The organism is Arthrobacter sp. TJ-217 (assembly GCF_058269255.1).
In genome coordinates, this window is sequence record NZ_JBZCNJ010000005.1 from 244,237 (window position 1) to 268,596 (window position 24,360).

Annotated in this window: 25 protein-coding genes and 3 tRNA genes; 7 read left to right on the top strand and 21 right to left on the bottom strand. The window is 66.8% G+C overall.

Going from position 1 to position 24,360, the window contains the following annotated elements:
- Positions 1–132: 132 nt before the first annotated feature.
- From AC4D2R_RS11200 to AC4D2R_RS11215, 4 genes are all read right to left on the bottom strand, one after another.
- Positions 133–1,143, bottom strand: coding sequence for a LacI family DNA-binding transcriptional regulator (locus AC4D2R_RS11200; protein ID WP_490902765.1), 1,011 nt, complete (start codon positions 1,141–1,143; stop codon positions 133–135).
- A gap of 3 nt (positions 1,144–1,146) precedes the next feature.
- The gene (locus AC4D2R_RS11205) at positions 1,147–2,112 is read right to left on the bottom strand and encodes a carbohydrate ABC transporter permease (RefSeq protein ID WP_490940057.1); all 966 of its coding nucleotides are present in this window, start codon (positions 2,110–2,112) and stop codon (positions 1,147–1,149) included.
- Positions 2,109–3,038: a carbohydrate ABC transporter permease gene (locus AC4D2R_RS11210; RefSeq protein WP_490903307.1), complete on the bottom strand. Its 930-nt coding sequence runs from the start codon at positions 3,036–3,038 to the stop codon at positions 2,109–2,111. Before AC4D2R_RS11210 ends, AC4D2R_RS11205 begins: the two co-directional genes overlap by 4 nt.
- 167 nt (positions 3,039–3,205) lie before the next feature.
- On the bottom strand, positions 3,206–4,561 hold the full coding sequence (locus AC4D2R_RS11215) for an ABC transporter substrate-binding protein (RefSeq protein ID WP_490902768.1): 1,356 nt from the start codon (positions 4,559–4,561) through the stop codon (positions 3,206–3,208).
- Positions 4,562–4,805: 244 nt separating this feature from the next.
- On the opposite strand from AC4D2R_RS11215, the gene AC4D2R_RS11220 reads away from it, so the two are divergent.
- On the top strand, positions 4,806–6,545 hold the full coding sequence (locus tag AC4D2R_RS11220) for a glycoside hydrolase family 13 protein (RefSeq protein ID WP_490940058.1): 1,740 nt from the start codon (positions 4,806–4,808) through the stop codon (positions 6,543–6,545).
- A gap of 24 nt (positions 6,546–6,569) precedes the next feature.
- On the opposite strand, the gene AC4D2R_RS11225 is transcribed toward AC4D2R_RS11220, so the two are convergent.
- From AC4D2R_RS11225 to AC4D2R_RS11260, 8 genes are all read right to left on the bottom strand, one after another.
- Entirely contained in the window at positions 6,570–7,196 is a 627-nt protein-coding gene (locus AC4D2R_RS11225) for a hypothetical protein (protein ID WP_490940059.1), read from the bottom strand.
- Positions 7,193–7,846 carry a DUF6286 domain-containing protein gene (locus AC4D2R_RS11230; protein ID WP_490940060.1) on the bottom strand — a complete coding sequence of 218 codons (654 nt, stop codon included), beginning with the start codon at positions 7,844–7,846 and terminating at the stop codon, positions 7,193–7,195. The genes AC4D2R_RS11225 and AC4D2R_RS11230 overlap by 4 nt, the downstream gene beginning before the upstream one ends.
- Entirely contained in the window at positions 7,843–8,232 is a 390-nt protein-coding gene (locus tag AC4D2R_RS11235; protein ID WP_490940061.1) for a hypothetical protein, read from the bottom strand. Before AC4D2R_RS11235 ends, AC4D2R_RS11230 begins: the two co-directional genes overlap by 4 nt.
- On the bottom strand, positions 8,229–8,420 hold the full coding sequence (locus AC4D2R_RS11240) for a DUF2273 domain-containing protein (RefSeq protein WP_490902781.1): 192 nt from the start codon (positions 8,418–8,420) through the stop codon (positions 8,229–8,231). Before AC4D2R_RS11240 ends, AC4D2R_RS11235 begins: the two co-directional genes overlap by 4 nt.
- Before the next feature lie 11 nt (positions 8,421–8,431).
- The gene (locus AC4D2R_RS11245; protein ID WP_490940062.1) at positions 8,432–8,890 is read right to left on the bottom strand and encodes an Asp23/Gls24 family envelope stress response protein; all 459 of its coding nucleotides are present in this window, start codon (positions 8,888–8,890) and stop codon (positions 8,432–8,434) included.
- 113 nt (positions 8,891–9,003) lie between these two features.
- A tRNA-Phe gene (locus AC4D2R_RS11250) sits at positions 9,004–9,076 on the bottom strand.
- Positions 9,077–9,138: 62 nt separating this feature from the next.
- A tRNA-Asp gene (locus AC4D2R_RS11255) sits at positions 9,139–9,212 on the bottom strand.
- A gap of 91 nt (positions 9,213–9,303) precedes the next feature.
- Positions 9,304–9,376, bottom strand: a tRNA-Glu gene (locus tag AC4D2R_RS11260).
- 183 nt (positions 9,377–9,559) lie between these two features.
- Between AC4D2R_RS11260 and AC4D2R_RS11265 the strand changes: the two genes are divergently transcribed.
- Entirely contained in the window at positions 9,560–9,919 is a 360-nt protein-coding gene (locus AC4D2R_RS11265) for a metallopeptidase family protein (protein ID WP_490902787.1), read from the top strand.
- Positions 9,920–9,960: 41 nt separating this feature from the next.
- Here AC4D2R_RS11265 and AC4D2R_RS11270 read toward each other — a convergent pair whose 3' ends face one another.
- Together AC4D2R_RS11270 and AC4D2R_RS11275 are read right to left on the bottom strand one after the other, a co-directional pair.
- The gene (locus AC4D2R_RS11270) at positions 9,961–10,323 is read right to left on the bottom strand and encodes a hypothetical protein (protein ID WP_490940063.1); all 363 of its coding nucleotides are present in this window, start codon (positions 10,321–10,323) and stop codon (positions 9,961–9,963) included.
- A 382-nt stretch (positions 10,324–10,705) separates the two neighbouring features.
- Positions 10,706–11,728: a universal stress protein gene (locus AC4D2R_RS11275; protein WP_490940064.1), complete on the bottom strand. Its 1,023-nt coding sequence runs from the start codon at positions 11,726–11,728 to the stop codon at positions 10,706–10,708.
- 316 nt (positions 11,729–12,044) lie between these two features.
- Here AC4D2R_RS11275 and AC4D2R_RS11280 point away from each other — a divergent pair, with 316 nt between their 5' ends.
- Complete coding sequence (locus tag AC4D2R_RS11280; protein ID WP_490940065.1) at positions 12,045–12,632, top strand: FAD-dependent monooxygenase; 588 nt, start codon at positions 12,045–12,047, stop codon at positions 12,630–12,632.
- Between the two features lie 25 nt (positions 12,633–12,657).
- Here the strand turns inward: AC4D2R_RS11280 and AC4D2R_RS11285 are convergent, their stop codons facing one another.
- Positions 12,658–13,281, bottom strand: a complete 624-nt coding sequence (locus AC4D2R_RS11285) for a copper resistance CopC family protein (protein ID WP_490940066.1) — start codon at positions 13,279–13,281, stop codon at positions 12,658–12,660.
- A 103-nt stretch (positions 13,282–13,384) separates the two neighbouring features.
- On the opposite strand from AC4D2R_RS11285, the gene AC4D2R_RS11290 reads away from it, so the two are divergent.
- On the top strand, positions 13,385–14,836 hold the full coding sequence (locus AC4D2R_RS11290; RefSeq protein WP_490940067.1) for an NCS2 family permease: 1,452 nt from the start codon (positions 13,385–13,387) through the stop codon (positions 14,834–14,836).
- A gap of 17 nt (positions 14,837–14,853) precedes the next feature.
- On the opposite strand, the gene AC4D2R_RS11295 is transcribed toward AC4D2R_RS11290, so the two are convergent.
- The 3 genes from AC4D2R_RS11295 to AC4D2R_RS11305 form a co-directional block, all read right to left on the bottom strand.
- Complete coding sequence (locus AC4D2R_RS11295; protein ID WP_490940068.1) at positions 14,854–15,666, bottom strand: spermidine synthase; 813 nt, start codon at positions 15,664–15,666, stop codon at positions 14,854–14,856.
- A 105-nt stretch (positions 15,667–15,771) separates the two neighbouring features.
- Complete coding sequence (locus AC4D2R_RS11300) at positions 15,772–16,281, bottom strand: GNAT family N-acetyltransferase (protein WP_490940069.1); 510 nt, start codon at positions 16,279–16,281, stop codon at positions 15,772–15,774.
- Positions 16,282–16,407: 126 nt separating this feature from the next.
- Positions 16,408–16,749 carry a thiamine-binding protein gene (locus AC4D2R_RS11305; protein ID WP_490902803.1) on the bottom strand — a complete coding sequence of 114 codons (342 nt, stop codon included), beginning with the start codon at positions 16,747–16,749 and terminating at the stop codon, positions 16,408–16,410.
- 99 nt (positions 16,750–16,848) lie between these two features.
- On the opposite strand from AC4D2R_RS11305, the gene pta reads away from it, so the two are divergent.
- Together pta and AC4D2R_RS11315 are read left to right on the top strand one after the other, a co-directional pair.
- Positions 16,849–18,981, top strand: a complete 2,133-nt coding sequence (gene pta / locus AC4D2R_RS11310; protein WP_490940070.1) for a phosphate acetyltransferase — start codon at positions 16,849–16,851, stop codon at positions 18,979–18,981.
- Positions 18,982–18,983: 2 nt separating this feature from the next.
- Positions 18,984–20,123, top strand: a complete 1,140-nt coding sequence (locus tag AC4D2R_RS11315) for an acetate kinase (RefSeq protein ID WP_490940071.1) — start codon at positions 18,984–18,986, stop codon at positions 20,121–20,123.
- Between the two features lie 88 nt (positions 20,124–20,211).
- On the opposite strand, the gene AC4D2R_RS11320 is transcribed toward AC4D2R_RS11315, so the two are convergent.
- The gene (locus AC4D2R_RS11320) at positions 20,212–20,523 is read right to left on the bottom strand and encodes an AzlD domain-containing protein (protein WP_490940072.1); all 312 of its coding nucleotides are present in this window, start codon (positions 20,521–20,523) and stop codon (positions 20,212–20,214) included.
- Positions 20,520–21,236, bottom strand: a complete 717-nt coding sequence (locus AC4D2R_RS11325) for an AzlC family ABC transporter permease (RefSeq protein WP_490940073.1) — start codon at positions 21,234–21,236, stop codon at positions 20,520–20,522. The genes AC4D2R_RS11320 and AC4D2R_RS11325 overlap by 4 nt, the downstream gene beginning before the upstream one ends.
- Positions 21,237–21,344: 108 nt before the next feature.
- On the opposite strand from AC4D2R_RS11325, the gene AC4D2R_RS11330 reads away from it, so the two are divergent.
- Positions 21,345–22,523: a zinc-dependent alcohol dehydrogenase gene (locus tag AC4D2R_RS11330; RefSeq protein WP_490940074.1), complete on the top strand. Its 1,179-nt coding sequence runs from the start codon at positions 21,345–21,347 to the stop codon at positions 22,521–22,523.
- Here the strand turns inward: AC4D2R_RS11330 and AC4D2R_RS11335 are convergent.
- Positions 22,498–24,348: a glycoside hydrolase family 15 protein gene (locus AC4D2R_RS11335; RefSeq protein WP_490940075.1), complete on the bottom strand. Its 1,851-nt coding sequence runs from the start codon at positions 24,346–24,348 to the stop codon at positions 22,498–22,500. The two genes, AC4D2R_RS11330 and AC4D2R_RS11335, sit on opposite strands and share 26 nt — an antisense overlap.
- Positions 24,349–24,360: the final 12 nt, after the last annotated feature.

The following is a 24,360-nucleotide window of genomic DNA, read 5'->3' on the forward strand; positions in this document are numbered from 1 at the left end:
CGCGGTGGAGGAGTAAGGCGGCAGCGCGGGCCAGGCGCGGGAAAGGGAACGGCATCGACACTCCAGGAACTTTCAACAGATCAGGTAAAACAACCTATCAGCCGTCGCCGGCGCGGCACGCCAGGGGCCGGCTCAGGCCCGGAAGGGCCCGGTGGAGCGGCGCAGCACCAGCCGGTGCGGCTGGACCGAAGGCCTGCGCGAAGGGGCGGCGCCCCCGAGTTCGGCAAGGAGGAGGGCCGCGGCGAAGGCACCCTGCTCCTCCGGGTTCTGCCGGATCGTTGTCAGGCCCATCGGGTCGGAGAATTCGTGGTCGTCGATGCCGATCACGGACAGCTCTCCCGGAACGTCGATGTTCAGCTCCGATGCCGCCTTGAGCACGCCAAAGGCCATTTCGTCGGAGGAGCAGAAAACGGCGGTGGGCCGGTCGCGCGGGTCGGCCAGCAGGCGCAACGCGGCCTCGCGCCCTTCCTTGAAGCGGAAGTTCCCGAAGACGCTCCAGTCCTGCCGTACCGGAAGCCCGGCGGCGGCCATCGTGGAGAGGTAGGCCTGTTCCCTGATCCGGGGCACCTCGAATTCGATTCCGAAGGACCCGCCGCCGCGCAGGTGCGCGATGCGGGTGTGGCCCAGCCCGATGAGGTGGGCCACGGCGTCGCTTGCGGCGGCGGCGTCGTCGATGCTGACGTGCCGCACACCTTCCACGGCTCCGCCAACGACGATTGTCGGTGAATCAAGCTCCTGGAGGGAGGCCCGCTCCGAGCCGGTGAGCTCGAGGCACAGCACGAGGAGGGCGTCGATGCGCTTGCGCAGGATGGAGCGGTGGAACACCCGTTCCCGGTTGATGCCGGTACCGCCGAGGCTGAAGACAACGAGGTCGTATCCGGCCGCGCGCAGCTGCCGGTCCACTCCCTCGAGGACGGCCGAGAAGTACCAGCGTTCGATCATCGGCAGCAGCACGCCCAGGGCCATTGTGCGCCCCGAGGCAAGGCCCGACGCCGCAGAGGATGGAACGTAGCCGAGGGCGTCGGCGGCGTCCTCGACGCGTGCGCGGGTGCTCGGAGAAACTCCGGGCAGCCCGCGCAGCGCCCGGGACACCGTGGCGGTGGAAACCCCGAGTGACTTCGCGACGTCGTCTATGCTCGTCACGGCTCAGCCCTTGAGACCGCCCGCCAGCAATCCACGGACGAAGTAGCGCTGCAGGCCGAAGAATACGGCGAGCGGGACGAGGATGGATACGAACGCCCCGGCCGTGAGCCTCTGCCATTCACCGCCGCGCGAGCCCTGCAGTTCGGCGAGCCGCTGGGTGATCGGTGCGACGTCTGCACCGCCGCCCGAGAAGACAAGGGCAACCAGGAGGTCGTTCCAGAGCCAGAGGAACTGGAAGATCCCGAAGGAGGCCAGCGCCGGTGTGGCAAGCGGAAGAATGATCCTCCAGAAGATCGTGCTGTGGCCTGCGCCGTCGACGCGCGCCGCTTCGATGACCTCGCCCGGGATCTCGGCAATGAAGTTGTGAAGCAGGAAGATGGCAAGCGGCAGCCCGAAGATCGTGTGGGCCACCCAGAGCTGGGCGTAGGTGCCGCTGGGAAGCACCTGGAAATCACCGATCTTCAGCACCTGCGTGAACAGCTGGAGCAGGGGGATCAGCGCCATCTGGAGCGGGACGATCTGGAGGGCGAAAACGAAGATGAAGAGGCTGTCCTTGCCGCGGAACCGGCCCCAGGCGAACATGTAGGCGGCCATCGAGCCGATCACGAGGGTGAAGACGGTTCCCGGGATCACGATCGCCAGCGAGTTGACGAAGTAGGAGAGCAGGTTCGGAGACTGGCTGCCGCCCGGGCTGAGGACGTCTTCGTAGTTGGCGAGGGTGAACTCGAAATCGGTGAAGACGTTCCACCAGCCGTTGCCCTTGATATTCGCCTCGGGGCGGAACGAGGAGATCAGCAGGCCGAAGGTCGGCACCGTCCAGATGACGGCGATGATGATCGCCGCCGCCGTGGCGCCGCGCGAGGTGAGGCGCTGCCTCACCCGCCGCTGCATCGGAGGCCGGCTGCCCGGTTCGATGTCCTTGAGCTCGGGGAAGACCTTCTGGGTGTTCTCGGCCGGGATGGCACTCATCGGATCTCCTTTTGCTGGCGGAGTAGCCGTGCGTTGTAGACGACCACCGGAAGGACCATGAGGAACAGCACCAGCGCAAGCGCCGCACCGCGGCCCGGCTCGCCGGCACGGAATGCCTGCGTATACATTTCGTTGGCCACGACCGAAGTCTCGTACTGGCCGGCGGTCATGGTGCGGACGATATCGAACACCTTAAGGGTGCCGATGGTGATCGTCGTAACAACCACGATGAGCGATCCGCGGATTGTGGGAATTGTGACGTTGCGGAACTGCTGCCAGGGGCTGGCGCCGTCGAGGCGTGCCGCCTCGACGATCTCGGTGGGGATGCCCTTGATCGCGGCCGAGAGCACCACCATGGCGAAGCCGGTCTGGATCCAGATCATGACGGCGATGAGGAAGAAGGTGTTCTCGGGGGCGTCGAGCAGGAACTGCTTTGGTTCCTGGCCAAGCCACACGAGTATCTGGTTGAACAGGCCGATCTGGTCCTGTTCCGGCCCCTTGTAGGCGTAGACGAAGCGCCAGATGACGCCTGCGCCAACGAACGAGATGGCCATGGGCATGAACACGAGCGCCTTGAGCGCCTTCTCGCCGCGTGCCTTGTCGATGAACACCGCGTAAGCCAGGCCGATTGCGGTGGCGAGCAGCGGGACAAGGACCACCCAGATCACAGTGTTGCGCAGGGTGATCAGGGCTTCGGGCTGGGTGAACATCCAGACGAAGTTGTCGAGGCCGACGAACTTCTCGTTCCGGTCGGTGAAGGCCAGGTAGGAGGTGCGCAATGCCGGGTAAACGAGGCCGACACCCAGGAGGATCAGTGCCGGCGCGAGGAACCCGGCGATCTGGAACTTGTCCCGGGACGATTTCGGCGCCCGGTCCACCAGGAGCATGATCAGCCCGATGACGGCGGCGAAGATGGCCAGCGCCATCACCACCTGGATTCCTTTGTCTGCTATATCTTCCACAGGCCAGCCTCCTTGGTGTCCGTGATGAAGAATGGGGTGGGTCTAAGATTCGGCTGCCCCTGGAGAGAAGGGTGCAGCGCATGACGCCGCCGGCGGCTGAAAACGTAAGCCGCCGGCGGCGTCGGGTGCTGCTAGGAGCTCGGCCAGCTGCTCTCGACCGAGTCGACCATTTCCTTTGTCGAGGATCCGTTGACCCAGTTCACGATCCCGCTCCAGAAGGAGTTGGCGCCGACGGCGCCGGGCATGAGGTCTGAAGCGTCAAAGCGGAACACCGTTTCCTCGTTCTGGAGGAGTTCGATCGACTTGCGGTCGAGCTCCGAGGTGGCGACGGCCGGGTCGAGGCCCTTGTTCGCGCTGATCGCACCGCCCTGCTCGACGCGGGCGTTGGCGAACTCAGAGCTGGCCAGGTAGGACTGCAGTGCAACAACCTCGGGACGGTCGGCGTACGCGCCGATCATTTCGCCGCCGCCGGTGATTGCCGTTCCATCTTCGGCGTTGACCGGAGGGGTCATGAAGGCCCAGACGTCTCCGTCCTCGGCAACCTTGGTTCCTTCAGGCCAGTTGGCAGCCTGGAAGGATGCCTGGTGGTGCATGGCGCATGCGCCGTCAAGCACGGGCTGTCCGGCCTCGGCGAATGGGGTCGAGAGGATCGAGCGGACGTCTCCGAAGCCACCGTTGACGAACTTGTCATCCTTGAGGATGTCGCCGACCCGGTCGATGGATTCGACGATCTTGGGATCATTGAAGGGGATTTCGTGGGCGACCCACTGGTCGTAGACCTCGGGGCCGTGGTCGCGCAGGACGGCGTCCTCGATCCAGTCGGTTCCGGGCCAGCCGGTTGCTTCACCGGATTCGAAGCCTGCGCACCACGGCTTCATCTCGGCTTCTTCGCTGGCGATCTTCTCGGTCAGCGCCATCATGTCGTCCCAGGTCTCGGGGACTTCCCAGCCCTTTTCCTCGAAGGTGGCCGGCTTGTACCAGACGTAGCCCTTGACGTTCGCGAGCATGGGGGCGGCGTAGAACTTGCCGTCAACCGTGCCGTACTTCTTCCAGTCCTCCGACCAGCCCTCGTCAACGAGGTCCGAGACCTCCTGCGGGGCTTCCTTCAGGTTGCCCGCGCGTGCCTGGTCGGCGAGCAGGCCCGGCTGGGGGAAGATCGCGAGGTCCGGCGGGTTGCCGGCCTTGGCGCGCACGCCGATCTGGGTCTCGAACTCCTTGGAGCCTTCGTAGGCGACCTCGATGCCGGTGCATTCGGCGAAGTCGGCCCAGGAGTTTTCAAGCAGCTCGGCTTCGACGTCGACGATTGTTGAGTAGACGCTGACCTCGGTGCCTTCATGCTGTCCGTAGGCTTCGTACGCGGCACAGTCCGCGTTTTCCCCTCCCCCGGCATTGTCCGATCCGCCTGAACCGCAGGCGGAGAGAGCAAGTGTCAGTACGCTCAGCGCTGCGACCGGTAGCAGGGCGCGCTTTGTACGAAGATTTGGCATGAAACAGACTCCTTTGTCCGGCGCCACGCATCGGTTTCTCCAAGGTTTCCAAGGAAACCGCGGAGCTCAACCGTGCCGCCGCCTCACCAGATTGATAACCTTGAGAGTAAGCGCTTACATAACGCACAACAAGTCGCACGTGACCTGCATGACACACCGATACCAAATTGTGACTCGCTGTATCGCCGTTCCCGCGGATGTTCCCGGACCTCCGGCCGCCGCACCCCGCCTGTAAGGAGACCCCATGACCAGTTCCGCAGTGACTGGCACCGCACCACGCTCCGCCGACCCCGGGCGTCTTCGCCCGTGGTGGGCCGACGCAGTCATCTACCAGATCTATCCGCGGTCCTTCGCCGACGGCAATGGCGACGGCATGGGCGACCTGCCCGGTATCCGTTCGCGCCTTCCCTACCTGCGGCAGCTCGGCGTCAACGCCGTCTGGCTCTCGCCGTTCTATGTTTCACCCCAGGCCGACGCGGGCTACGACGTCGCTGATTACCGCGGCGTCGACCCCCGGTTCGGCACGTTGGCGGACTTCGACGAGATGCTCGCCGAAGCACATGCGCTCGAACTGAAGATCATCGTCGACCTGGTGCCCAACCACACCTCCGATGAGCACGCATGGTTCAAGCAGGCCCTTGCGGCCGGGCCGGGATCGCCGGAGCGGGACCGGTACATGTTCCGAGACGGCCGGGGAGAGGACGGGTCCCTTCCGCCGAACAACTGGCAGTCCATTTTCGGCGGGAACGCCTGGACCCGCGTGCCCGACGGGCAGTGGTATCTTCACCTCTTCGACACCAAGCAGCCCGACCTCAACTGGGAAAACCCTGAAGTCCAGGCGGAGATGATCTCCGTCCTGCGTTTCTGGCTTGACCGCGGCGTCGACGGATTCCGCATCGACGTGGCCCACGGCCTGGTCAAGGCCGACGGGCTCCCGGACTGGTCGGAACGCGCAAGCATGGTCGAGGGGTCGGCGAAAGACGACGACACCAGGGGCGCCACTGCCGAACCTGAACCGACACCGCCCTATTTCGACCAGCCGGGGGTCCACCAGATCTACCGCGACTGGAACCGGGTCCTTTCGGAGTACCCGGGAGACCGCATGCTTGTGGCCGAGGCGTGGGTTGAGCCAATGGAACGGCTCTTCCACTATGTCCGCAGCGACGAGATGCAGCAGGCGTTCAACTTCGACTTCCTGCTGGCCGGGTGGGACGCCCAGCGCCTTACGGCAAGCATCAACGAGTCCATCCACCAGGCCGGGGCCGTGAACGCGGGGAACACGTGGGTGCTCTCCAACCACGATACGGTGCGCCACACCAGCCGGTTCGGGCTGCGGAACCCGACGCTGTTCCCCAAGGGAATCAGCGCGGAGGACGAGCAGCCCGATGAGGCCCTCGGCCTTGCCCGGGGGCGGGCCGCGGCGCTGATCATGCTGGCGCTGCCCGGATCGGCCTACGTCTACCAGGGCGACGAGCTGGGCCTGCCCGAACACACGACGCTTCCTCACGACGTCAGGGAGGATCCGGCGTTCTTCCGGACCGCGGGCGCCGAGCGGGGACGCGACGGGTGCAGGGTGCCATTGCCGTGGAAGGCGGACGCTCCGGGGTTCGGCTTCGGCGACTACACCCCGGCCGCCGGCACCGCAGCGGCAACGCCCTGGCTTCCGCAGCCGGAGGGCTTCGCCGCGTATGCGGTTGACCGCCAGGTCGACGTGCCCGGGTCGACCTTCGAGCTGTACCGTGCGTTGCTGCAGGTGCGGAAGGACAACCTGCTCGGGGCCGGAACCGTTGAGTGGTCCGAGTTCCACGACCTTGCTGCGGGAGTGCTTTCCTTCCGGAACAGCGACATGCTGGTTCTTGCCAATCTCGGTGCGGTTCCGGTGCCGGTCCCCGAGGGCTACGTGGTCGCAGCAGCGAGCACGGGGCAGGCGAACATTGCGGACCTTCCGCCCAACGCTTCAGTGTGGCTTCGTCCCGGGCGGTGAGTCCGGGGCAGGGATCCGGTAGCCCTAGTCCACGCGGTCGGCCCGCTTGAAGCGCGCACGGGCGCCGGTGCTGATGCTGATCAGCACCGGCGTGCGGCGGCCCAGAACGAGGTCGAGGGCCGCTACGAGCCTCGAGACATCGTCGGCAACCTTGTAGGGGGCAACACCTTTCCGGGGGAACACCCTCACCCACAGGGCGGGGCTGCCCCGGAACTGCCAGGTCGACACCGACGCGTTCGCCAGCTCCCCCCGCTCAAGCAGTGCACCGCGCAGGGCCTGCTCGGCTGCCCCCGCGGTGATCGAGACACTGCCCGGAACCCCGCCGTTCCCGCCCGCGGCGCCGTCGTTGTCGTTGACGAAAATTCCGGTCCGGCCCCGGCCCTGGGCCGTAATCCACGCAACCATCAGGACGGCCGCGAGGAGGAAGCCTGCGGCGAGGGCAAGCCACATCCAGCTTCCCCGCTGGTCGGCGGCGGGGGTGCGCTGCAGCGCCGTCTCTATCCCTTCGCCTGCCGCGGCGGCCATCGAACGCCAGGCCCGGGCGGCGGGCGGCGATACAGCGACGGCTGCGCCAAGCCCGCCGGCGGCCATCAGCAGCAGACCGAACAGGCCGAGAAGCAGCCGGTTCAGCGCGCGCGGAGTCGAATTCACTGGCCCACCACCCCCGTCGGGGCGATCAACACATCGACCTTTGGAACGGACTCTCCCAGGGTGAGCCGCAATTCGTCCTCGACCGCGGCCCTGACGCCCTCGGCGACGACGGGTATCCCGGAGGTGGGGCGTACCTGCACCTCGACCGAGCGCCGACCCACTGTGACGAGGACCTGTTCGGGGCCCACCCCCGCAACCCGGCGGGCCCGGCGGGCCAGGGACGACGCAAGGACTTCCGCGTCCACAACGACGGCTGCGCGGTCGTTCGGCAGTGAATACCGCGCCCTGCGTCCGGGCAGCACCGCTGCGAGGAACAGCCCGAGGCCCACGAGGAAGAGTACGAGGCTCCCCGAGACCAGTGAGACGGCGGGAACTGCGGCGGGCAGTCCCCCAAGCCACGCGGCAACCCGTTCCAGGTCGGCCAGGAGCGGTTCTTCGTCGAGCACCTTGAGCAGTGCCTCGAGGAGCAGCACAACACAGCCCGCTCCGACGATTGATCCGGTGATGACCGCTGGCACCGCACGGGAGGAATGCAGCTCACGCCTGAGGGCATGCGCCGTGAGGTTTTCAAGGTCGCCGCCCGCTCCCGGAACCCGCCGTCGCGTTGTTTCGTCTCCTGCCGCGCCGCGCTCCATTGCTTGCCTTGTCATTGAACCCTTGCACCTTCGGCCACGGTGACGCCGGTGACCCGGATGTCGACCCTGCTGAGCCGTGCGCCGCTCAGCGCTGCAACGGCGTTGAGGATAGTTTGTTTTGCCCCGGCGGCGCGGTCCAGGACCGGCCCGCCGAACTGGCCGAGGACGGCGGCGTCGTCAGCGACCCTCGCGAGGGCGGGGATGGGCAGCGGGAGGGCAAGATGCAGCGCGAGGAGGCCCTCATCGTCGGAGAAGTCGGCGCGGACCGAGGCTGGGGAGATGCCGAAAGCCTCGGCGGCGACGGCGCGGGCGGTGCTGATCAGCGCCTGGGTGCTGATCCTGTTGTGACCGTTGAACTGAGGGCGGCCGGGCGCGGCCGCTGAGTGGACAGCGGTGCTCACGAGGATGATCGGCGGCCGGCGAGGGCGTCGCGGAGTCCGCGCACGTCGAGCTTGCCCTCAGCGGTCCGCCCCAGAATGGCGCCGACGCCCATGAGCAGGGCTGTCAGCAGGAATCCCCAGAAGCCGAAACTGAGCGCGGCGAACGCAAGGACCGCCCCAGCCGCCATGCCTGTCACAGTGGGTGTCATTACGCTGCCCTTCATCGTTCAGGTCGGTGGGCCTTCGCCCCGCTGCGGTCAACGCCGCGGGTTTCGCTCAATTCTGGAACGTGGACATCACTTATCTCAACATTGACCTCGATGACCTCAAGGCCAACGAGTTCGCTCACCGCTTGGTAGACAGCCGCCCGGACGGCGTCGGCGAGCCGGTTCAAGGGGTAGCCGTACTGGGCGATGAGGCTCACGTCGACCGCGACCTGGGTCTGGCCGATCTCCACCCGCACCCCCTGCACGGCGTCGCTGGCGCCCACGGCTTCGCGCAGCGCCCCGAGGCCCCTGCCAGTTGATGCTCCGAGTGCATAGACCCCGGGAACCGCGCGTGCGGCCACTGCGGCGATCTTGACCGCGGCAGCATCGGCAATGACGGTGCGGCCGGTTGCGGGGCCGGGCGGGAGCGGTGCAAGGGGGGAATCGGCACCGTACCCGGGAGTGTCGTCCATTCGCGCCATACCTTTCGTCAGTGCCAGCCTATGCCCAAGGTACCCCGGCAATGGTGTGCTTAAACGAAGAAACCCCGGGAATTCCAAAGGGAAATCCGCGGGGTGTTCAGGTGTGGCTCCGACCGGCGTCGATCCGGTGACCTTTCGATTTTCAGTCGAACGCTCTACCAACTGAGCTACAGAGCCGCGCAACCATCTTTCGATGATCACCGTATCCAGTCGGACGCGGGTTTACCACGCCGCCTGAGCGACCCTGACGGGACTTGAACCCGCGACCTCCGCCGTGACAGGGCGGCGCGCTAACCAACTGCGCTACAGGGCCTTGCGATCTTGCACTTGCCAATTTCACAAGAGTTTCATCCTACCAGCATCTCTGCCCCAGTTTGAACCGCCGCTGCGCGGCGCCTCTTGCGTACCCCCAACGGGATTCGAACCCGTGCCGCCGCCGTGAAAGGGCGGTGTCCTAGGCCGCTAGACGATGGGGGCCTTGACCACACGGGATGAAATCACCCTCCCGGACGCCTTGCTTTTCCGGGGAAGTTTTCCCTGCCGTGGACCTATAAAACTATAGGACCAAGTTCTCGAATATCCAAAATGGGTTTCCTGACCGCGTCCTCCGGCGCATTGACGAGGGGCGGGCGGTTATACAGTCGAAGGGTGCCCATCGACATGAGTCTTGCGGATTTTGAAGCCGCCGTGGACGACGCGATCGACTCGATCCCCGAAGACCTCGCCCGCGCCATGAACAACGTTGCCATTTTCGTTGTCGAAGAACACGAGCCCGGCCCCGGAGAGGACCCGGACCCCGACCTGCTTGGACTCTACGAGGGAACGCCCCTTACTGAGCGGGATTCCTGGTGGGCCGCCGGGTCGCTGCCGGACCGGATCAGCATCTTCCGCCAACCGTTGATGCGGCTCTGCTCAACGCGAGAGGAGCTGGTTGAGGAAATCCTTGTCACCGTTATCCACGAGGTGGCGCATCACTTTGGGATCGACGACGACCGCCTCCATGAACTGGGCTGGGGTTAGCAGATACAGTGCCGACGACGTCGGATTGAAGTTCGGCCCGCTCAGACAGCGGTGAACGTCAACACGATGCCGGCCACAGTGAGGACCAGCCCGGCAAGAGCGGCGAACCGCGCCCCCCGGTGGGGCCGGCGGGACGTCCACTGCTCGGGCTTCCGCGCCCGGTAGTAGATGGCGCACTCATCTCCTGGAGCGCAGCCCTCATGTACGCCCGCCGCCAGGGCCCTCTCGCGAAGTTCATACCGGGTGTCATGCCACCGCAGCACCCTTATGCCCGCCTCAAGCGAATGGACCGCCTGCGTCCTCACCCACGAGCCCTCGATGCAACGTAGCACCAGCGCTGCGACAAGCAGCGCGATGCCGGCTGCGGTAAGGCCCGTGGTGAGCAGTTCCACTGCCACGAGCATTGCGGAATCCGCATTGTCGAGGGCACCGTTTCGATTCGGGATCCGAGTACCTCCTGGATTGTGGCGGTGTCGCCTACGTGGCTAAAGCATAGGTCGGGAACCCTGTGGCTCGCCCGTCCCGGGAAGCGGGTGGGCATGTCAAGGGAACGGGCGGGGGAAAAAGCATTAACTTTTGCCTTCCGATCCTGTTTTACTGAAAACGGTCCTCAGGCTTGTTTAGCAGCGGGCAGGCTTCACGGCCGGGCGGGATTGCAGGGCATGTAGAGGATGCCCTGCAATCCTGCTGAGCCGCGTCCGCCGTGCGCTAAGCGGCAGCGAGGATCCGCGGATTCCGCCAGGTCCTGCAGCCGGTTCTGCGGAGTTGAGTCCAGTTCAGCGCCGCTCAGTTCGGCGTTGGGATCATCGGCCCGAATTCGCTCCGGTTCAGCAGGCGAGGGTCTTCGCTGTCCGGCACCACCATCACTGGCCCTTTGGCGTGATGAAGCACCCCTTGGCTTGTGGAGCCCATGAGCATCCCGGCGAATCCGCCCCGCCCGCGCGTCCCCACAACCAGCAGTTCCGCTGTGCGTGAGGCCTCGATCAGCACCTCAGCCGGTGGTCCGTCGAGCAGTTCCACGGTGATGGTCAGCGACGGGAAGTGGCTCTGCAGCCAGTCCCGCCCGGCACCAAGCTGTGCTGTGATGTCGGAGCGGAGGGCGTCCCGGTCAAGCGGAGCCGGAACCCACGCAAGGGAGCCGTTGAAGGGCGGAATCGAACAGATCACCCGGAGCGGAATACCCCGGGAGAGGGCCTCCTCGGCGGCTGCGAGGGAGGCCCGCCGGGCCTGCTCCGAACCGTCCACCCCGACAACCACGACCTTCTCAATGCCCGCGGCCGCAGGCCCGGGCACCGTCCTGCCCCTGTGCTCGAGGAGGTGGTCCTGGCCGAACCGGGGGGCGCAGGAGAGCGGAACGACGACGGTGGGGCACTGCGCGTGGGCGGGAAGGGCGCTGCTCACCGAGCCCAGCAGCCTTCCGACGAAGCCGCCCCTGCCCCGGGAGCCGACCACGACGAGCTCCGCTTCGGCCGAAAGGTCGAGCAGCACCCCGGCGGCATCGCCCGTCTCGATCCGGGGAACGATTTCGATGTCATAGCCCTCGATGTGCCTCAACGACTCGTCCAGGGCGCCACGGGCACCTTCACGGATCACCGAGTCGTCGACGGTCGCGTATCCGGCGTCCATGCTCGACGCCGCGAAAACCGGGACGCTGTAGGCGGTGACCACGTAGAGGGGGACCCGGCGCCGTTCGGCTTCCTGGGCGGCCCAGCTGAGGGCGCAGATGCTCTGGGGCGACCCGTCGACACCGGCCACAATGCCGTGTCGTACCGGGTCCCGAGCCGCGTCGGCCCCGTGCGAAGCGTCCATGATTTTCCTCCCCGCCACAAGCAGCTGCCCGGCCGCCGCTCCTTTGTCAACTAGTTGTAGCGTAACCCCAAGGCCCGGTCTATCCACGGTCCAAAAAGTTATATAAGCTTCGTGCAATCGATATGGGGGATTCCTGCCGCCTGGGGGCGGCAGCCCCAGACGTGACTCTCGGTTGACCCGTTCGCAACCGAGATACCGTACAGCCCGGAAGAGGCGCCGGGCTGTACGGTAACAACCCTTCTTCCTGGAGGTCTCAACAGTGAAATGTCTCCCGCCGGTCCCGGCTCGCGCCGCGCTTGGATCCCCTCTGGCGGAGGTGACAACCACAGTGATCATCGGTTCGGGACTGCCGGGGCTCGCCATGGCGAGCGAACTCAGCCGCCGCGGGATTGAATCCATCACCGTCGAAGGGCTTGAATGCCTCGATTCGGGCGCCTTCCACGCCGTGACGGGCGACTCGATGTCCCTTTCGGAGCGCTCGGAGCTGCTCCGCCTGCTGCGGGGATACGCCGCCAGCCATCACCTCGACGTGCGTCCGACCTTCGCCGAGGACCTGAGCATCATCGGTTACTCGGAACTTCTTCCAACGCCCGTCTGCGGCTCGAAGAAATGGGCGGTGCAGACAGCGAACGGCGTGCTGCTGGCGGATCACGTGGTGCTGACGAAGTACCCGCAGAACCGGCTCCGGCGGTTCCTCCGGTCGATGGGCATCGCGATCGGCAAGGACTTCCGGGCGGCGTTGCGTGCCATCGGACTGCACCTGGTGGGCGTCGGCGAACTCCTGACCCCAACCACCCGCGAAATCGTCCGACAGGCCAAACTCGTCGGCGACGCAATCAGCGCCGAGGCTCGCGGGAGTGCGATCGCCCCCAACCGCCCAGCGCTGACCGCCCTTCACGCCTGACCCTCGTTGCCGGAGGCGCCCCGGCCTACTTCTTGGTGGAGCCCAGCTTCCTGCGGGCCGTGAGGGCCAGCGCCACAGCCAGCGCGAGCAGCACGGCGATCATCACCGCAATACTCCAGGGGAAGCCCCCGACGCCGGCCGCCTGCTCCTGCTCCCCGCCGGCGTCCGGAGTTTCGATAGGGACGGCGGTTCCAGCCGCGTCGGGGACGGCACCGGTGCCTGCGGCTTCGGCCGTGAATCCGAACGTCCCCTCGATCGGGTGCGAATCGGAGGAGACAACCCTCCAGTTCACCGTGTACTTCCCGGCAGGTGCTCCGGCACGAAGCGCCTGCACCGCCTTCGTGTCGGTGATCCGAACCGGACCCTCCGCCCAGTCGGTGCCGGATCCGTCGAGGACCTGCACCTGGGCGCCGATGCCCGAGGGAACGCTCGAGAAGTTCAGCTCAAGGGTTTCGGGAAGCGACTCGACCGTGGCGCCGGCCTCGGGGCTGCTCGAGGCAAGCTCATCGTGGGCCAGGGCCGGTACCGCTCCGAGGGAGAGCAGCAGGGCAAGGGCAAGCGCCAGGACCGTTGCCCTGCCCGTTGCCGCACGGACGGGTGCTCGATTCGCTGAGGTGGACATGGTGCGGCGCGGCGGAAGAGAAAACATGATTTCAGCCTACGCTCCGTTTGCGGCGCCGCGGGCAGCGTCAGCGGCGCCGCTCCCTGTAGGATTTCCGGCAGGACACCTCCTTCTTTCCCTAGGAATGATCATGCTCAAAACGGGATCCGCACTCGACCGCTATTTCGACGTCACCTCGCGCGGTTCGACCTATTCGCGGGAGATTCGTGGAGGAGTAGCCACATTCTTCGCGATGAGCTACATCGTTGTCCTCAATCCGCTGATCCTTGCCGGAGCCGACGCGACGGGCAGTGAACTCGGGTTCGAACGCGTCGCGGCCGTGACGGCACTGGTTGCGGGCATCCTGACGATCCTCATGGGCGCCTGGGCGCGATACCCGTTTGCCCTTGCAACAGGGCTCGGCGTCAACGCCTTCGTCGCAATCACCGTTGCTACGAACCCCGGCCTCACCTGGCCCGACATCATGGGGCTGGTCATGCTGGCCGGGCTCACGATGCTGGTGCTGGTGCTCACCGGCTTCAGGACCGCGGTTTTCAACGCGGTTCCCGAAAGCCTCAAGACCGCAATCGTTGTGGGAATCGGCCTCTTCATCGCCCTCATCGGGCTGGTCAATGCCGGCTTTGTCCGCCGGGTCCCCGATGAGGCACAGACAACCGTTCCCGTCGGGCTCGGCTTCCAGGGCGTGCTCCTTGGCTGGCCAACGGTCGTCTTCCTCTTCGGCCTCGTACTGACCATCGCCCTCGTGGTGCGGCGGGTGCGCGGCGGCATCCTCATCGGGGTCCTCGCTGCGACCGCGCTTGCGGTCGTCATCGAAGCCGTGGCCAATGTGGGCCCAAGTGTCGCTCCCGGACAGGAGCCGAACCCCCAGGGCTGGTCCCTCGTGGTTCCCGAGCTTCCCTCCGGGGCATGGGTCGGCCTTCCGGACCTCAGCCTGATCGGCAACGTGAGCATCTTCGGCGCGTTCGGACGGCTCGGAGCAACAGCGGCGCTCCTGCTGACCTTCACCATCCTGCTGAGCATTTTCTTCGACGCGATGGGCACAATGGTCGGCCTCGCCAACGAGGCCAAGCTGGTCGATGAGCGGGGAAACATCCCCGGGGTCGACCGCGTGCTCATCGTCGATGCCCTCGGCGCCGTCGCCGGCGGTGCCGGATCGGTTTCCTCAAACCAGATCTACGTCGAATCCGGCGCGGGCATCGGGGAAGGTGCACGCACCGGAATCGCCAACCTGGTCACCGGCGCCCTGTTCCTGCTCGCCATGTTCTTCACGCCGCTGATCAGCCTCGTGCCCTTCGAGGCCGTTGCCCCGGCCCTCGTGGTTGTGGGCTTCATGATGGTGGCACAGGTCGGCCGCATCGACTGGCAGGACTGGGGCATCGCGATTCCGGCGTTCCTCACCTTCGCGCTCATGCCTTTCACCTACTCGATCGCCAACGGGCTCGGCGCCGGCTTCATCGCGTTCGTGCTGACCCGAACCATCCAGGGCCGTGCACGGGAGGTCCACCCGGTGATGTGGGCAGTGGCCGGCGCGTTCGTGATCTTCTTCGGCATCGGCCCGATCGAGCAGCTGCTGGGAGTCTGAGCCGGCCCGGCCGGCGGTCAGTCGGACAGGATCTGGGCTCCGGCTGCGAACTTCCGCACCTGCGCGTCCGGCCAAAGGTGGGCGGGCACTCCTCCGCCGAGCAGTTCACGGGCAAGCCCCGGATCCTCGCCCAGCGGAGCATCGCTTCCGACGATGATGACGTTGCCGTACCTTCGCCCCTTGAGCATTGCGGGGTCGGCGATGACTGCGGTGTGGCTGAACACCGCCGCGATCGTTGCCGCTTCCCGGCGGGCCATGCGCAGGTCCGGCCCATCGCCGCAGTTGACAAGGTAGACGCCGTCGGCCGCGAGCACGGTCTTGGCCTCCTTTGTGAATTCGGTGGTGGTCAGTGCCTCCGGCGTCCTGCTTCCGGCGAAGACGTCGCGGATGATCAGGTCGCGGCTCGACTCGGAGAGCGACCGGGTGACCTCCCGGGCCTCGCCCACCCGGATCCGCAGCAGCGGGGCGCGCGGCAGGTCGAACCATTCCCGCACCAGCTCCGCGAGGCGTCCGTCGAGCTCAACAACCACTTGGCGGGCCTGGGGATACGCTGCCGCGAAATACCGGGCCAGGGAGCACGCGCCGCCGCCGAGGTGAAGCACCCGCAGCCTCGCCTGCGCGTCCCAGCGCGAGTTCACCAGCGAGGCGATCCACCGCATGTATTCGAAGTCGAGGCGCAGCGGATCGTCGAGATCGATGTGCGAGCTTGGCACACCGTTGACGCGCAGCACCCAGCTGTTGGGGCTGTAGGGATCGGGCTCAAGCTCGCAGGTGCCGGTGTCGATTGGAAATTCGCCGGAGACCGGACGCGGGCGGGGCTGTCGCGCCATCAGCCCTGGCTCATCGAGGGGCCGCCGTTGGCCGCACTTGCCGGAAGCGCCCGCAGGCGGGCTGGTTGCTGCATCCCCCAATGCTATCCGCGCCGGCGGGCCCGCTCAGACGCGGTGCATCCGGAACATCGGCCGGTGGTGCCAGCTCGGCCCGCACAGGGCGGTGGTTCCGTCCGGCGTGAAACCGTTGCGGGAGTAGAAGCGCTCGGCCCGGGGATTGCCGTTGAGGATCCACAGGTAGGCCGGCCGGTTCCCTGCCGCCACGTCGAGCAGCCTCTGCCCGAGCCCGGTGCCGTGGGTCCGCTCGAGGGTGTAGAGCCGGTGGAGTTCAAAATCGGGGCGGGCGGGGTCCCTCCCGGTGCCGGAAGTCACAATCCCGACGGCGCTGCCGGCGTCGTCGTAGGCGATCCAGCTCCCCACCTCCCCCACGGTTCCGTCAGCGGCGCCGGCCAGAAGGCTCCGGCGCCGGGCGATGAGGTCGGGGAGCTGGGCGTCGTAGTGGTCGTGGAACGCACCCGGCAGGAGCTCCGCATAGGTTTCGTGGAGGGCCTGGACATGCGTCCGGGTATATGTTTCGGCGTCATCGACGCCGGCACGGCGAATCTCGAAAATCACCGCTCAAGCATAGGCGGCACCGGGGTCTTCCAGGAGGCACGGGGTCTTCCAGGAGGCACGGTGTCTTCCAGGAGGCACCGGGTCTTCAAGGCGGATCTGGGGCCTTCGCCCTGGAACCCGCAGCCCTCAGGAGTGGCCTTCGAACTCCTGCAGTTCCCCCAGCGCCTTCTCGAGCCGTTCCACCTTGCCGGTGAGCTCGCCGGTGCGCCCGGGCCGGATGTCGGCCTTGAGCACCAGCGAGACGCGGCTGCCGTATCTTCCCGCCGCTTCGGTTGCGTGCTTGATCACCTGCATCACCTCGTCCCATTCCCCCTCGAGCGTGGTGAACATCGCATCGGTGGAGTTCGGCAGTCCCGATTCCCGCACCACGGCCACGGCAGCGGCAACGGCGTCGTGCACCGACCCTTCGGGGTCGGCCTCGGAATGCGGCGAGGATCCGGAAGGGGCAACGGAGAAGGCTACAAGCATTCCCACAGTCTTACAGAAAGCACCGGAATAGTCGCCGCCTATTGTGCGGCTGTGGCCTGCGTTATGGTCAGTGGCGCGCGTGCCTGACAGGATGGGGCAATGACCCGCGGAATATACGTCAGCGCAATGACCCCCGGCTCCGGCAAGTCCCTGATTTCCCTGGGGCTTGCCGACATGCTCCACCGGCACGCGGACAGGGTGGGATTTTTCCGCCCCATCGTCGAAGGCCCCGACCCGGCAGCCGACCCCATGGTGCAGCTGCTGCAGCGCGTCTTCGACCTTCCGCCCGACCGCTCCCGCGGCGGGTTGACCCGCGCCGAGGCACGGGCGCTGATCGTGTCGGGGAACCGCGAGGAGATCGACACCCGGTGCGTGGCGATCTACAGCGAGATCGCAAGCCAGTGCGACGTCGTGATCGTCGAAGGCACCGATCTCGGCGGGCACGACGCAGCCGTCGAATTCGACCTCAACGCCCGGCTGGCGAACAACCTCGGGGCGATGGTCCTCGCCGTTGTCAGCGCCAAGGAAATGTCGGTTGACGAAGCGGCTGACGCCGTCGACGTCGCCCGCAGGGAACTCGACGAGGCGAAGGTTTCCCTGCTCGCGATGATGGTCAACCGCGCCCCCGATGACGCCGTTGAGGAAATCCGGTCACAGGTCCGTCCCGGGCGCTCCGGCCGGCCCGTCTACGTGATTCCTGAACTCGCCGAAATCTCCCGGCCGACGATTTCCGAGGTGGCCGCCGAACTCGGGGCACGGCAGATCGCGGGAAGCACGACCCTCGAACGCGACGTGAACTCCGTCCGGGTGGCGGCGATGAACGTCGGCAACTTCCTCCACCTGCTCACCGACGGTGCCCTCGTGATCGTCCCGGGCGACCGCGCGGACGTGCTCACCGCAACCCTCGCTTCGTCCTTCTCCCCCGAGTTCCCGGTACCTTCCGGGCTGATCCTCACCGGCGGCCTCGCCCCCGACCCGCATCTGCTCCCGCTGCTCGCCCAGGCGCCGTTTCCCGTTTTCGCTGTCGATGATGACACCTACACCGCCGCCCAGCGCGTTGGCGGGGTGCGGGGGGAAATCGCAACCGGGCTGCGCCGCAAGTCGGCGGCCGCCCTCGGCGCCTGGTCGCGCCAGGTGGACGAGCAGGAACTCCTCGAACGCCTCGAGCTGCCCCGTGCCGTTTCAATGACGCCCCTGCGGTTCCTCCATGAACTGATCCAGCGGGCCCGTTCCCAGCGCCGGCACATCGTCCTTCCGGAGGGCACCGACGTGCGGATCCTCAAGGCGGCCGAGATCCTCCACCGCCGCGACGTCTGCGACCTGACCATCCTCGGCCCTGAGGTGAAGATCCGGGAACTGGCCGCCGGCCAGGGTGTCGATCTGACCGGGATCACGCTGGTCGACCCCGAAACCTCAAGCCTGCGCGAGGAATTCGCTGCCGAGTACGCACGGCTCAGGGCCCACAAGGGCGTCTCGATCGAAGCGGCCCGCGAACGCATGCTCGAAGGTGCATACTTCGGGACGATGATGGTGCAGCTCGGCCGTGTCGACGGCATGGTTTCCGGTGCCGCGCACACCACGGCCAACACCATCCGCCCCGCCCTCGAGTTCGTCAAGACAAAGGACGGCGCCAAGATCGTCTCATCGGTTTTCCTGATGCTCCTCCGTGACCGCGTGCTGGTCTACGGCGACTGCGCCGTCAACCCCGAGCCGAACGAGGAGCAGCTCGCCGATATCGCCCTGGCTTCGGCCGACACGGCAGCCCAGTTCGGGGTGGAGCCGCGGGTGGCGATGCTTTCCTACTCGACCGGGGAGTCCGGGTACGGCGGGGCCGTCGATGAGGTCCGCCACGCAACGGAGCTGGTGCGCAAGCTGCGGCCCAACCTGCCCGTCGAGGGTCCAATCCAGTACGACGCCGCCGTCGACGCCTCGGTCGCCGCGTCGAAGCTTCCCGGGTCGTCGGTTGCGGGCCAGGCCACGGTCTTCATCTTCCCGGACCTGAACACCGGCAACAACACGTACAAGGCCGTGCAGCAGTCGGCCGGAGCCGTTGCGGTCGGGCCCGTGCTCCAGGGCCTGCGCAAACCCGTCAACGACCTCTCCCGGGGCTGCACGGTCGAAGACATCGTCAACACCGTCGCCATTACGGCGGTGCAGGCCCAGCAGGAACCCGCGGCGCCGGCTCCGGCCGTGGCAGCAGGGTCCCCCGCACTCTCCCCAGGAAAGCAGTAAGCATGATCGTCCTCGTCATCAACTCCGGCTCGTCGTCCTTGAAGTACCAGGTGCGTGAGGGAAACGAAGTGCTCGCCCAGGGATCGATCGAAAGCATCGGCGAGGAATGGGTACCGGACCACGCCGCGGCGATCGAACATTTCGACACGGAGCTGGCGGTGATCCTGCAGGGAAAGACAATCGACGCCGTGGGTCACCGGGTTGTTCACGGAGGCGAGCGCTTCGGCGAGCCGGTGCTCATTACCCCGGAGATCATCCGCGCCATCGAGCGCCTGAATCCACTGGCTCCGCTCCACAACCCCGCCAACGTGCTGGGCATCCGTGCGGTTGCCGAGAAGTGGCCGGACATGCCCCAGGTCGCGGTTTTCGACACCGCGTTCCACCGGACGCTGCCCGAGCGTGCCTGGCGGTATGCAGTGCCCGATGAGCTTTACACCAAGTACGGTATCCGCCGGTACGGCTTCCACGGAACCTCGCACGACTACGTCGCGGGCAGGTCCGCCGAGTTCCTTGGAATGCCGCGCGATGAATTCAACGCGGTGATCGCCCACCTCGGCAACGGCGCGTCGGTGACGGCCGTGCGCGGCGGCAGGAGCATCGACACCTCGATGGGTTTCACCCCGCTTGAGGGCCTGGTGATGGGAACCCGCTCCGGCGACATCGATCCGTCGATCCTGTTCTTCCTCGCCCGGGAGGGCTATTCGCCCGAGGACCTCGACAACCTCCTAAACCGCGAGTCCGGCCTGCGCGGCCTCGCCGGCACTAACGACATGCGTTCGGTGGAGAAGGCCGCCGAAGCCGGCGACAAGTGGGCGGAGCTGGCCCTTGACATTGCCGCCTACCGGCTCGCGAAGTACATCGGCGGCTATCACGTCGCGGTGGGCGGGGCCCGCGCCCTGGTGTTCACCGCGGGCATCGGCGAAAATTCACCATCCTTCCGCTCCCGCGTGGCAGGCCAGCTCACGGCACTCGGCGTCGAACTCGACGCCGGGCTCAACGAGTCGCGCGGCCGGGAGGCACGGCTGATCAGCACCGCCGGATCGGCCGTCCCCGTGCTCGTCGTGCCAACCGATGAGGAAGCGGCGATCGCCGAGGCCACAGCGGCCGTCGTCGGCGCGGCCGCCGGCGCCCAGGGCAGCTGACCCCCGCGCCGACACGACGCCCGGCCGCGCCGGGCCGGGCCGGGCCGGGCCGGGCCGGGCCGGGCCGGGCCGGGCCGGGCCGGAAACCTTAGGGAAGGCCCGCGAGACGCGCGCCGGCAGCGGCGAGCGCACCGACTGCCACAACGACAAGGAACGGCGCCCGCAGCACCAGGGCCAGCGCGGCCGCGGCGAGTGCCGCGACGCGGGCGTCGAAGGCCAGCGTATTCCCCGCCGCGAAGGTGTTGACCGCCGTGAGGGAGGCAAGAAGCCCGATCGTCAGGGCGCCCGCGGTGTGAAGCATCCGCGGGTTTTCGAGCAGCCGCGGGGGCACGAGGTACCCGGCGAGCTTGGTGGCGACGGAGATGAACGACGCAAGCAGGATCCAGAGCCAGACGTTCACCGGCCGCCTCCCGCCGGCGGACGGGGAGGGGCCTTCACCGCAGGGAAGCGGGGCCTGTGCCCCGCCCAGCCGATCGTGCCCGCGACGACCGCTGCCACGAGAATCGGAACGCCGGGCGGAGCGAACGGCACGGCGATCACCGTCACCACGGCACACACGACAGCGATGGCCATCGGTTCCCTTGACTTCAGCCGCGGCCACAGCAGGCCAAGGAACGCGGCCACGGCGGCGCCGTCAAGGCCCCACCGGCGGGGATCGCCCACTGCCGCACCCAGGAGGGCCCCGACGATGGTGAAGAGATTCCACAAAACGAAAACCCCGATACCGGCCACCCAGAAACCCCGGCGCTGTTCGAGGGCGTCGGTCTGGCCGACGGCCGTTGCAACGGACTCGTCGATCGTCAGATGCGCTGCAGCGAGCTTCCGCAGGCCCCGTGGGCGCAGCAGCAGGTTCAACTGCATTCCGTAGACGCCGTTGCGGATGCCAAGGAGGGCCGAGGCGGACATAGCTGAGAACCCGCTGCCTCCCCCGGCAATGACCCCCACGAAGGCGAACTGGGACCCCCCGCTGAACAGGAGCAGGCTCAGGGCGGCCGTCTGCAGCAGGTCCAGCCCCGCTGCGACGGCGAGCGCGCCGAAGGATATGCCGTAGAGCCCGGTGGCCAGTGCGACGGACAAGCCCACGCGTACGGAGGGGAACTGCAAGAATCTCACCAACTCAGGGTAGAACGCCGGCGGGGGCCCCCAGTACCCGGCTTTCCAAATCGGCCGCCGCCGGGAATAGTGGGGATCGACAGCCTACTTACTAACTGAGGAGTGATCATGAAGGCAGTGACATGGCAGGGGCGGCGTTCGGTCAGCGTTGAGGAAGTTCCCGACCCGGTGATCCAGGACGCCACCGACGCAATCGTTCGGATCACCTCAACGGCGATCTGCGGCTCCGATCTTCACCTCTACGAGGTACTTGGACCCTACATGCACAAGGGCGATGTCCTCGGCCATGAGCCGATGGGCATCGTTGAGGAAGTAGGCAGCGCGGTGACGAACCTCTCGCCCGGGGACCGGGTGGTTATCCCGTTCAACATCTCCTGCGGCACCTGCTTCATGTGTGTCCGAGGCCTGCAGTCGCAGTGCGAGACAACCCAGGTGCGGGACAAGGGAATGGGAGCGAGCCTCTTCGGCTTTTCGGAGCTCTATGGTTCCGTCCCCGGGGGGCAGGCGCAGTTCCTCCGGGTGCCGCATGCCGACTATGGTCCCGTGAAGGTCGGCACGGCGCTTCCCGACGAACGCTACCTCTACCTCTCCGACATCCTCCCCACAGCCTGGCAGGGGGTGAAGTACGCGGACGTTCCCGAGGGCGGAACGCTCGCGGTGTACGGGCTTGGCCCGGTGGGGCAGTTCGCCGCCCGCATCGGCAGGCATCTTGGCCACCGCGTGATCGCCGTCGAGCCGGTGCCCGAGCGCCGTGCCATGGCCCAGCGCCACGGCATCGAAACCATCGACTATTCGAAGAACACCGGCGAGGAGCTGCGCAGCATGACGGGCGGGCGCGGCCCGGACGCGATCGTCGACGCGGTGGGCATGGAGGCCCATCACTCCCCCGTTGGCGCGTTCGCGCAGACCGCCGTGGGGCTTCTGCCCGATGCGCTCGCGCAGAAGGCGATGGAGACCGCCGGTGTTGACCGGCTCACGGTGCTCCACTCCGCCATCGACGCCGTGCGTCGCGGCGGAACCCTGTCCCTGAGCGGCGTGTACGGCGGAACCGCCAGCCCCATGCCCCTGCTGACGATGTTCGACAAGCAGATCCAGACGCGCATGGGTCAGTGCAACGTCAAGAACTGGATCGATGACCTGCTTCCGCTCGTCGAGGACCCGGCCGACCCGCTGGGCGTGACCGACCTGATGACCCATGAGGTGTCAATCGACGAGGCGCCGGCCGCCTACAAGAACTTCCAGAAAAAGCAGGACGGCGCGATCAAGGTTGTCCTGAAGCCCTGGTGAGCACGGCCGGCACCTGATCCTGCCCGGCGCCGTCGACCTCGTCGACGGCGCCGTCCGCGTTGACGGCGTCGGCGGCGCGCACCAGCGCCAGGTGGGAAAAGGCCTGCGGGTAGTTGCCTGCCATGCGCCTGCCGTCGGGATCATATTCCTCAGCGAGCAGGCCGAGGTCGTTCGCATAGCCAAGCAGCTGGTCCATGAGGGCCCGCGCGTCGGAGCGCCGCCCGCAGCGGGCATACTGCTCCACCAGCCAGAACGAGCAGGCGAGGAAGGGGTGTTCGCCGGGCTCGAGCCCGTCAACCGCCACCTCCGTGCGGTAGCGGAGCAGCAGTCCGTGGTCATCGACAAGGTCCTTCTCCATCACCGCCAGGGTGCCAAGCATGCGCGGGTCGTCATAGGCGATGAAACCCACCTGCGGCAGTTGGAGCAGCGAGGCGTCGAGCTCGGTGCCGCCGTAGTACTGGGTGAAGGTGTTGCGCTCGGCGTCGAACCCGTTCTCGAGGATCTCGGCGCGCAGTTCGTCGCGCAGCGCCGTCCAGTGCTCGACCGGCCCGTCGAGCCCGTGGTCGCGCACGGCACGCACGCCGCAGTCGAATGCCGCCCACATCATCACCCGCGAATGCGTGAAGTGCTTGAGCTCTCCGCGCATTTCCCAGATCCCGCTGTCCTTATCGTGCATGTGGTTTTCGGCGAACCCGAGCAGCGAGCGCTGCAGCGGCCAGGAGAAGTGGTCCTCGGTGACGCCGTGCCCGCGCAGTTGCTCGAGGGCCACCATCACTTCACCCACGACGTCGGCCTGGTACTGGTTCACCGCTCCGTTGCCGATGCGGACCGGAACCGAATTGGCGTATCCCGGCAGGTGTTCGAGGATCGTTTCGGGAAGTTTGCGCTCCCCCGCGACCCCGTACATGATCTGGAAGTCCTCCGGGTCTCCTGCGACCGCCCGCAGCAGCCAGTTCCGCCACTCCAGCGCCTCGCCCTGATACCCGTGCGTCATCATCGCCTCAAGGGTCAGCGCTGCGTCGCGGAGCCAGCAGAAGCGGTAGTCCCAGTTCCGTTCCCCGCCGAAGCTCTCCGGCAGCGAGGTGGTGGGTGCCGCGACGATTCCGCCTGTGTCTTCGTGGGTCAGGGCGCGCAGCACCAGCAGCGAACGCTTGACCATTGCGTCGTATTCGCCCTGGGGCTCGTAGTTCGCCGCCCACGCCTGCCAGTAGGCAATGGTGCTCTCGATGCAGGGCGCCGCCTCAAGAAGGCGCGGCGCACGGCGGTGCGAGGGGAACCATGCCAGTTCGATGTCGCGGACCTCACCGGCGCCCACCGTGAAGGTGCCTTGGTGCTTATGCCCGCTGGCGCGCAGGGTGTTTCCGCGGTGCATCATCGCGTCGGGGCCGGCGATGGCCAGCAGCATCGGTCCGTCGTCGTCGTGCGCCTTGCTCATCCATGGAACGATTTCGCCGTATCCGAAGCGCACCTCCAGCTCCTCGCGCATCTCAACGCTTCCGCTGATGCCTTCGACGCGGCGGACGATCGACGCCCGCCGGTCCTCGACGGGCATGAAGTCGGTGACGAGGACTTCACCGGTAGGCGTGCGCCACCGTGACTGCAGGACAAAGGTGGAGTCGATGTAACTGCGTTCCACGACGTCCGCGTCTTCCGCCGACGGAGCAAGCAGCCAGCGTCCGTGGTCTTCGTTTCCGAGAATTGCCGCGAATACCGAGGGGGAATCGAAACGGGGAAAGCACAGCCAGTCGACGCTTCCCTTACGGGAAATCAACGCCCCGGTGTGAAGGTCCGAGACCAGTGCGTAGTCCTCTATGGGGGTAGGCATGGTTTAACTCAA

Excerpts from the sequence above, each read along its gene's own strand:
- AC4D2R_RS11205 (WP_490940057.1), bottom strand. The coding sequence starts at position 2,112 with ATGAGTGCCATCCCGGCCGAGAACACCCAGAAGGTCTTCCCCGAGCTC.
- AC4D2R_RS11210 (WP_490903307.1), bottom strand. The coding sequence starts at position 3,038 with ATGGCGCTGGCCATCTTCGCCGCCGTCATCGGGCTGATCATGCTCCTG.
- AC4D2R_RS11215 (WP_490902768.1), bottom strand. The coding sequence starts at position 4,561 with ATGCCAAATCTTCGTACAAAGCGCGCCCTGCTACCGGTCGCAGCGCTG.
- AC4D2R_RS11220 (WP_490940058.1), top strand. The coding sequence starts at position 4,806 with ATGACCAGTTCCGCAGTGACTGGCACCGCACCACGCTCCGCCGACCCC.
- AC4D2R_RS11230 (WP_490940060.1), bottom strand. The coding sequence starts at position 7,846 with ATGACAAGGCAAGCAATGGAGCGCGGCGCGGCAGGAGACGAAACAACG.
- AC4D2R_RS11240 (WP_490902781.1), bottom strand. The coding sequence starts at position 8,420 with ATGACACCCACTGTGACAGGCATGGCGGCTGGGGCGGTCCTTGCGTTC.
- AC4D2R_RS11245 (WP_490940062.1), bottom strand. The coding sequence starts at position 8,890 with ATGGACGACACTCCCGGGTACGGTGCCGATTCCCCCCTTGCACCGCTC.
- AC4D2R_RS11265 (WP_490902787.1), top strand. The coding sequence starts at position 9,560 with ATGAGTCTTGCGGATTTTGAAGCCGCCGTGGACGACGCGATCGACTCG.
- AC4D2R_RS11270 (WP_490940063.1), bottom strand. The coding sequence starts at position 10,323 with ATGCTCGTGGCAGTGGAACTGCTCACCACGGGCCTTACCGCAGCCGGC.
- AC4D2R_RS11275 (WP_490940064.1), bottom strand. The coding sequence starts at position 11,728 with ATGGACGCTTCGCACGGGGCCGACGCGGCTCGGGACCCGGTACGACAC.
- AC4D2R_RS11285 (WP_490940066.1), bottom strand. The coding sequence starts at position 13,281 with ATGTTTTCTCTTCCGCCGCGCCGCACCATGTCCACCTCAGCGAATCGA.
- AC4D2R_RS11290 (WP_490940067.1), top strand. The coding sequence starts at position 13,385 with ATGCTCAAAACGGGATCCGCACTCGACCGCTATTTCGACGTCACCTCG.
- AC4D2R_RS11295 (WP_490940068.1), bottom strand. The coding sequence starts at position 15,666 with ATGGCGCGACAGCCCCGCCCGCGTCCGGTCTCCGGCGAATTTCCAATC.
- AC4D2R_RS11305 (WP_490902803.1), bottom strand. The coding sequence starts at position 16,749 with ATGCTTGTAGCCTTCTCCGTTGCCCCTTCCGGATCCTCGCCGCATTCC.
- pta (WP_490940070.1), top strand. The coding sequence starts at position 16,849 with ATGACCCGCGGAATATACGTCAGCGCAATGACCCCCGGCTCCGGCAAG.
- AC4D2R_RS11315 (WP_490940071.1), top strand. The coding sequence starts at position 18,984 with ATGATCGTCCTCGTCATCAACTCCGGCTCGTCGTCCTTGAAGTACCAG.
- AC4D2R_RS11330 (WP_490940074.1), top strand. The coding sequence starts at position 21,345 with ATGAAGGCAGTGACATGGCAGGGGCGGCGTTCGGTCAGCGTTGAGGAA.
- AC4D2R_RS11335 (WP_490940075.1), bottom strand. The coding sequence starts at position 24,348 with ATGCCTACCCCCATAGAGGACTACGCACTGGTCTCGGACCTTCACACC.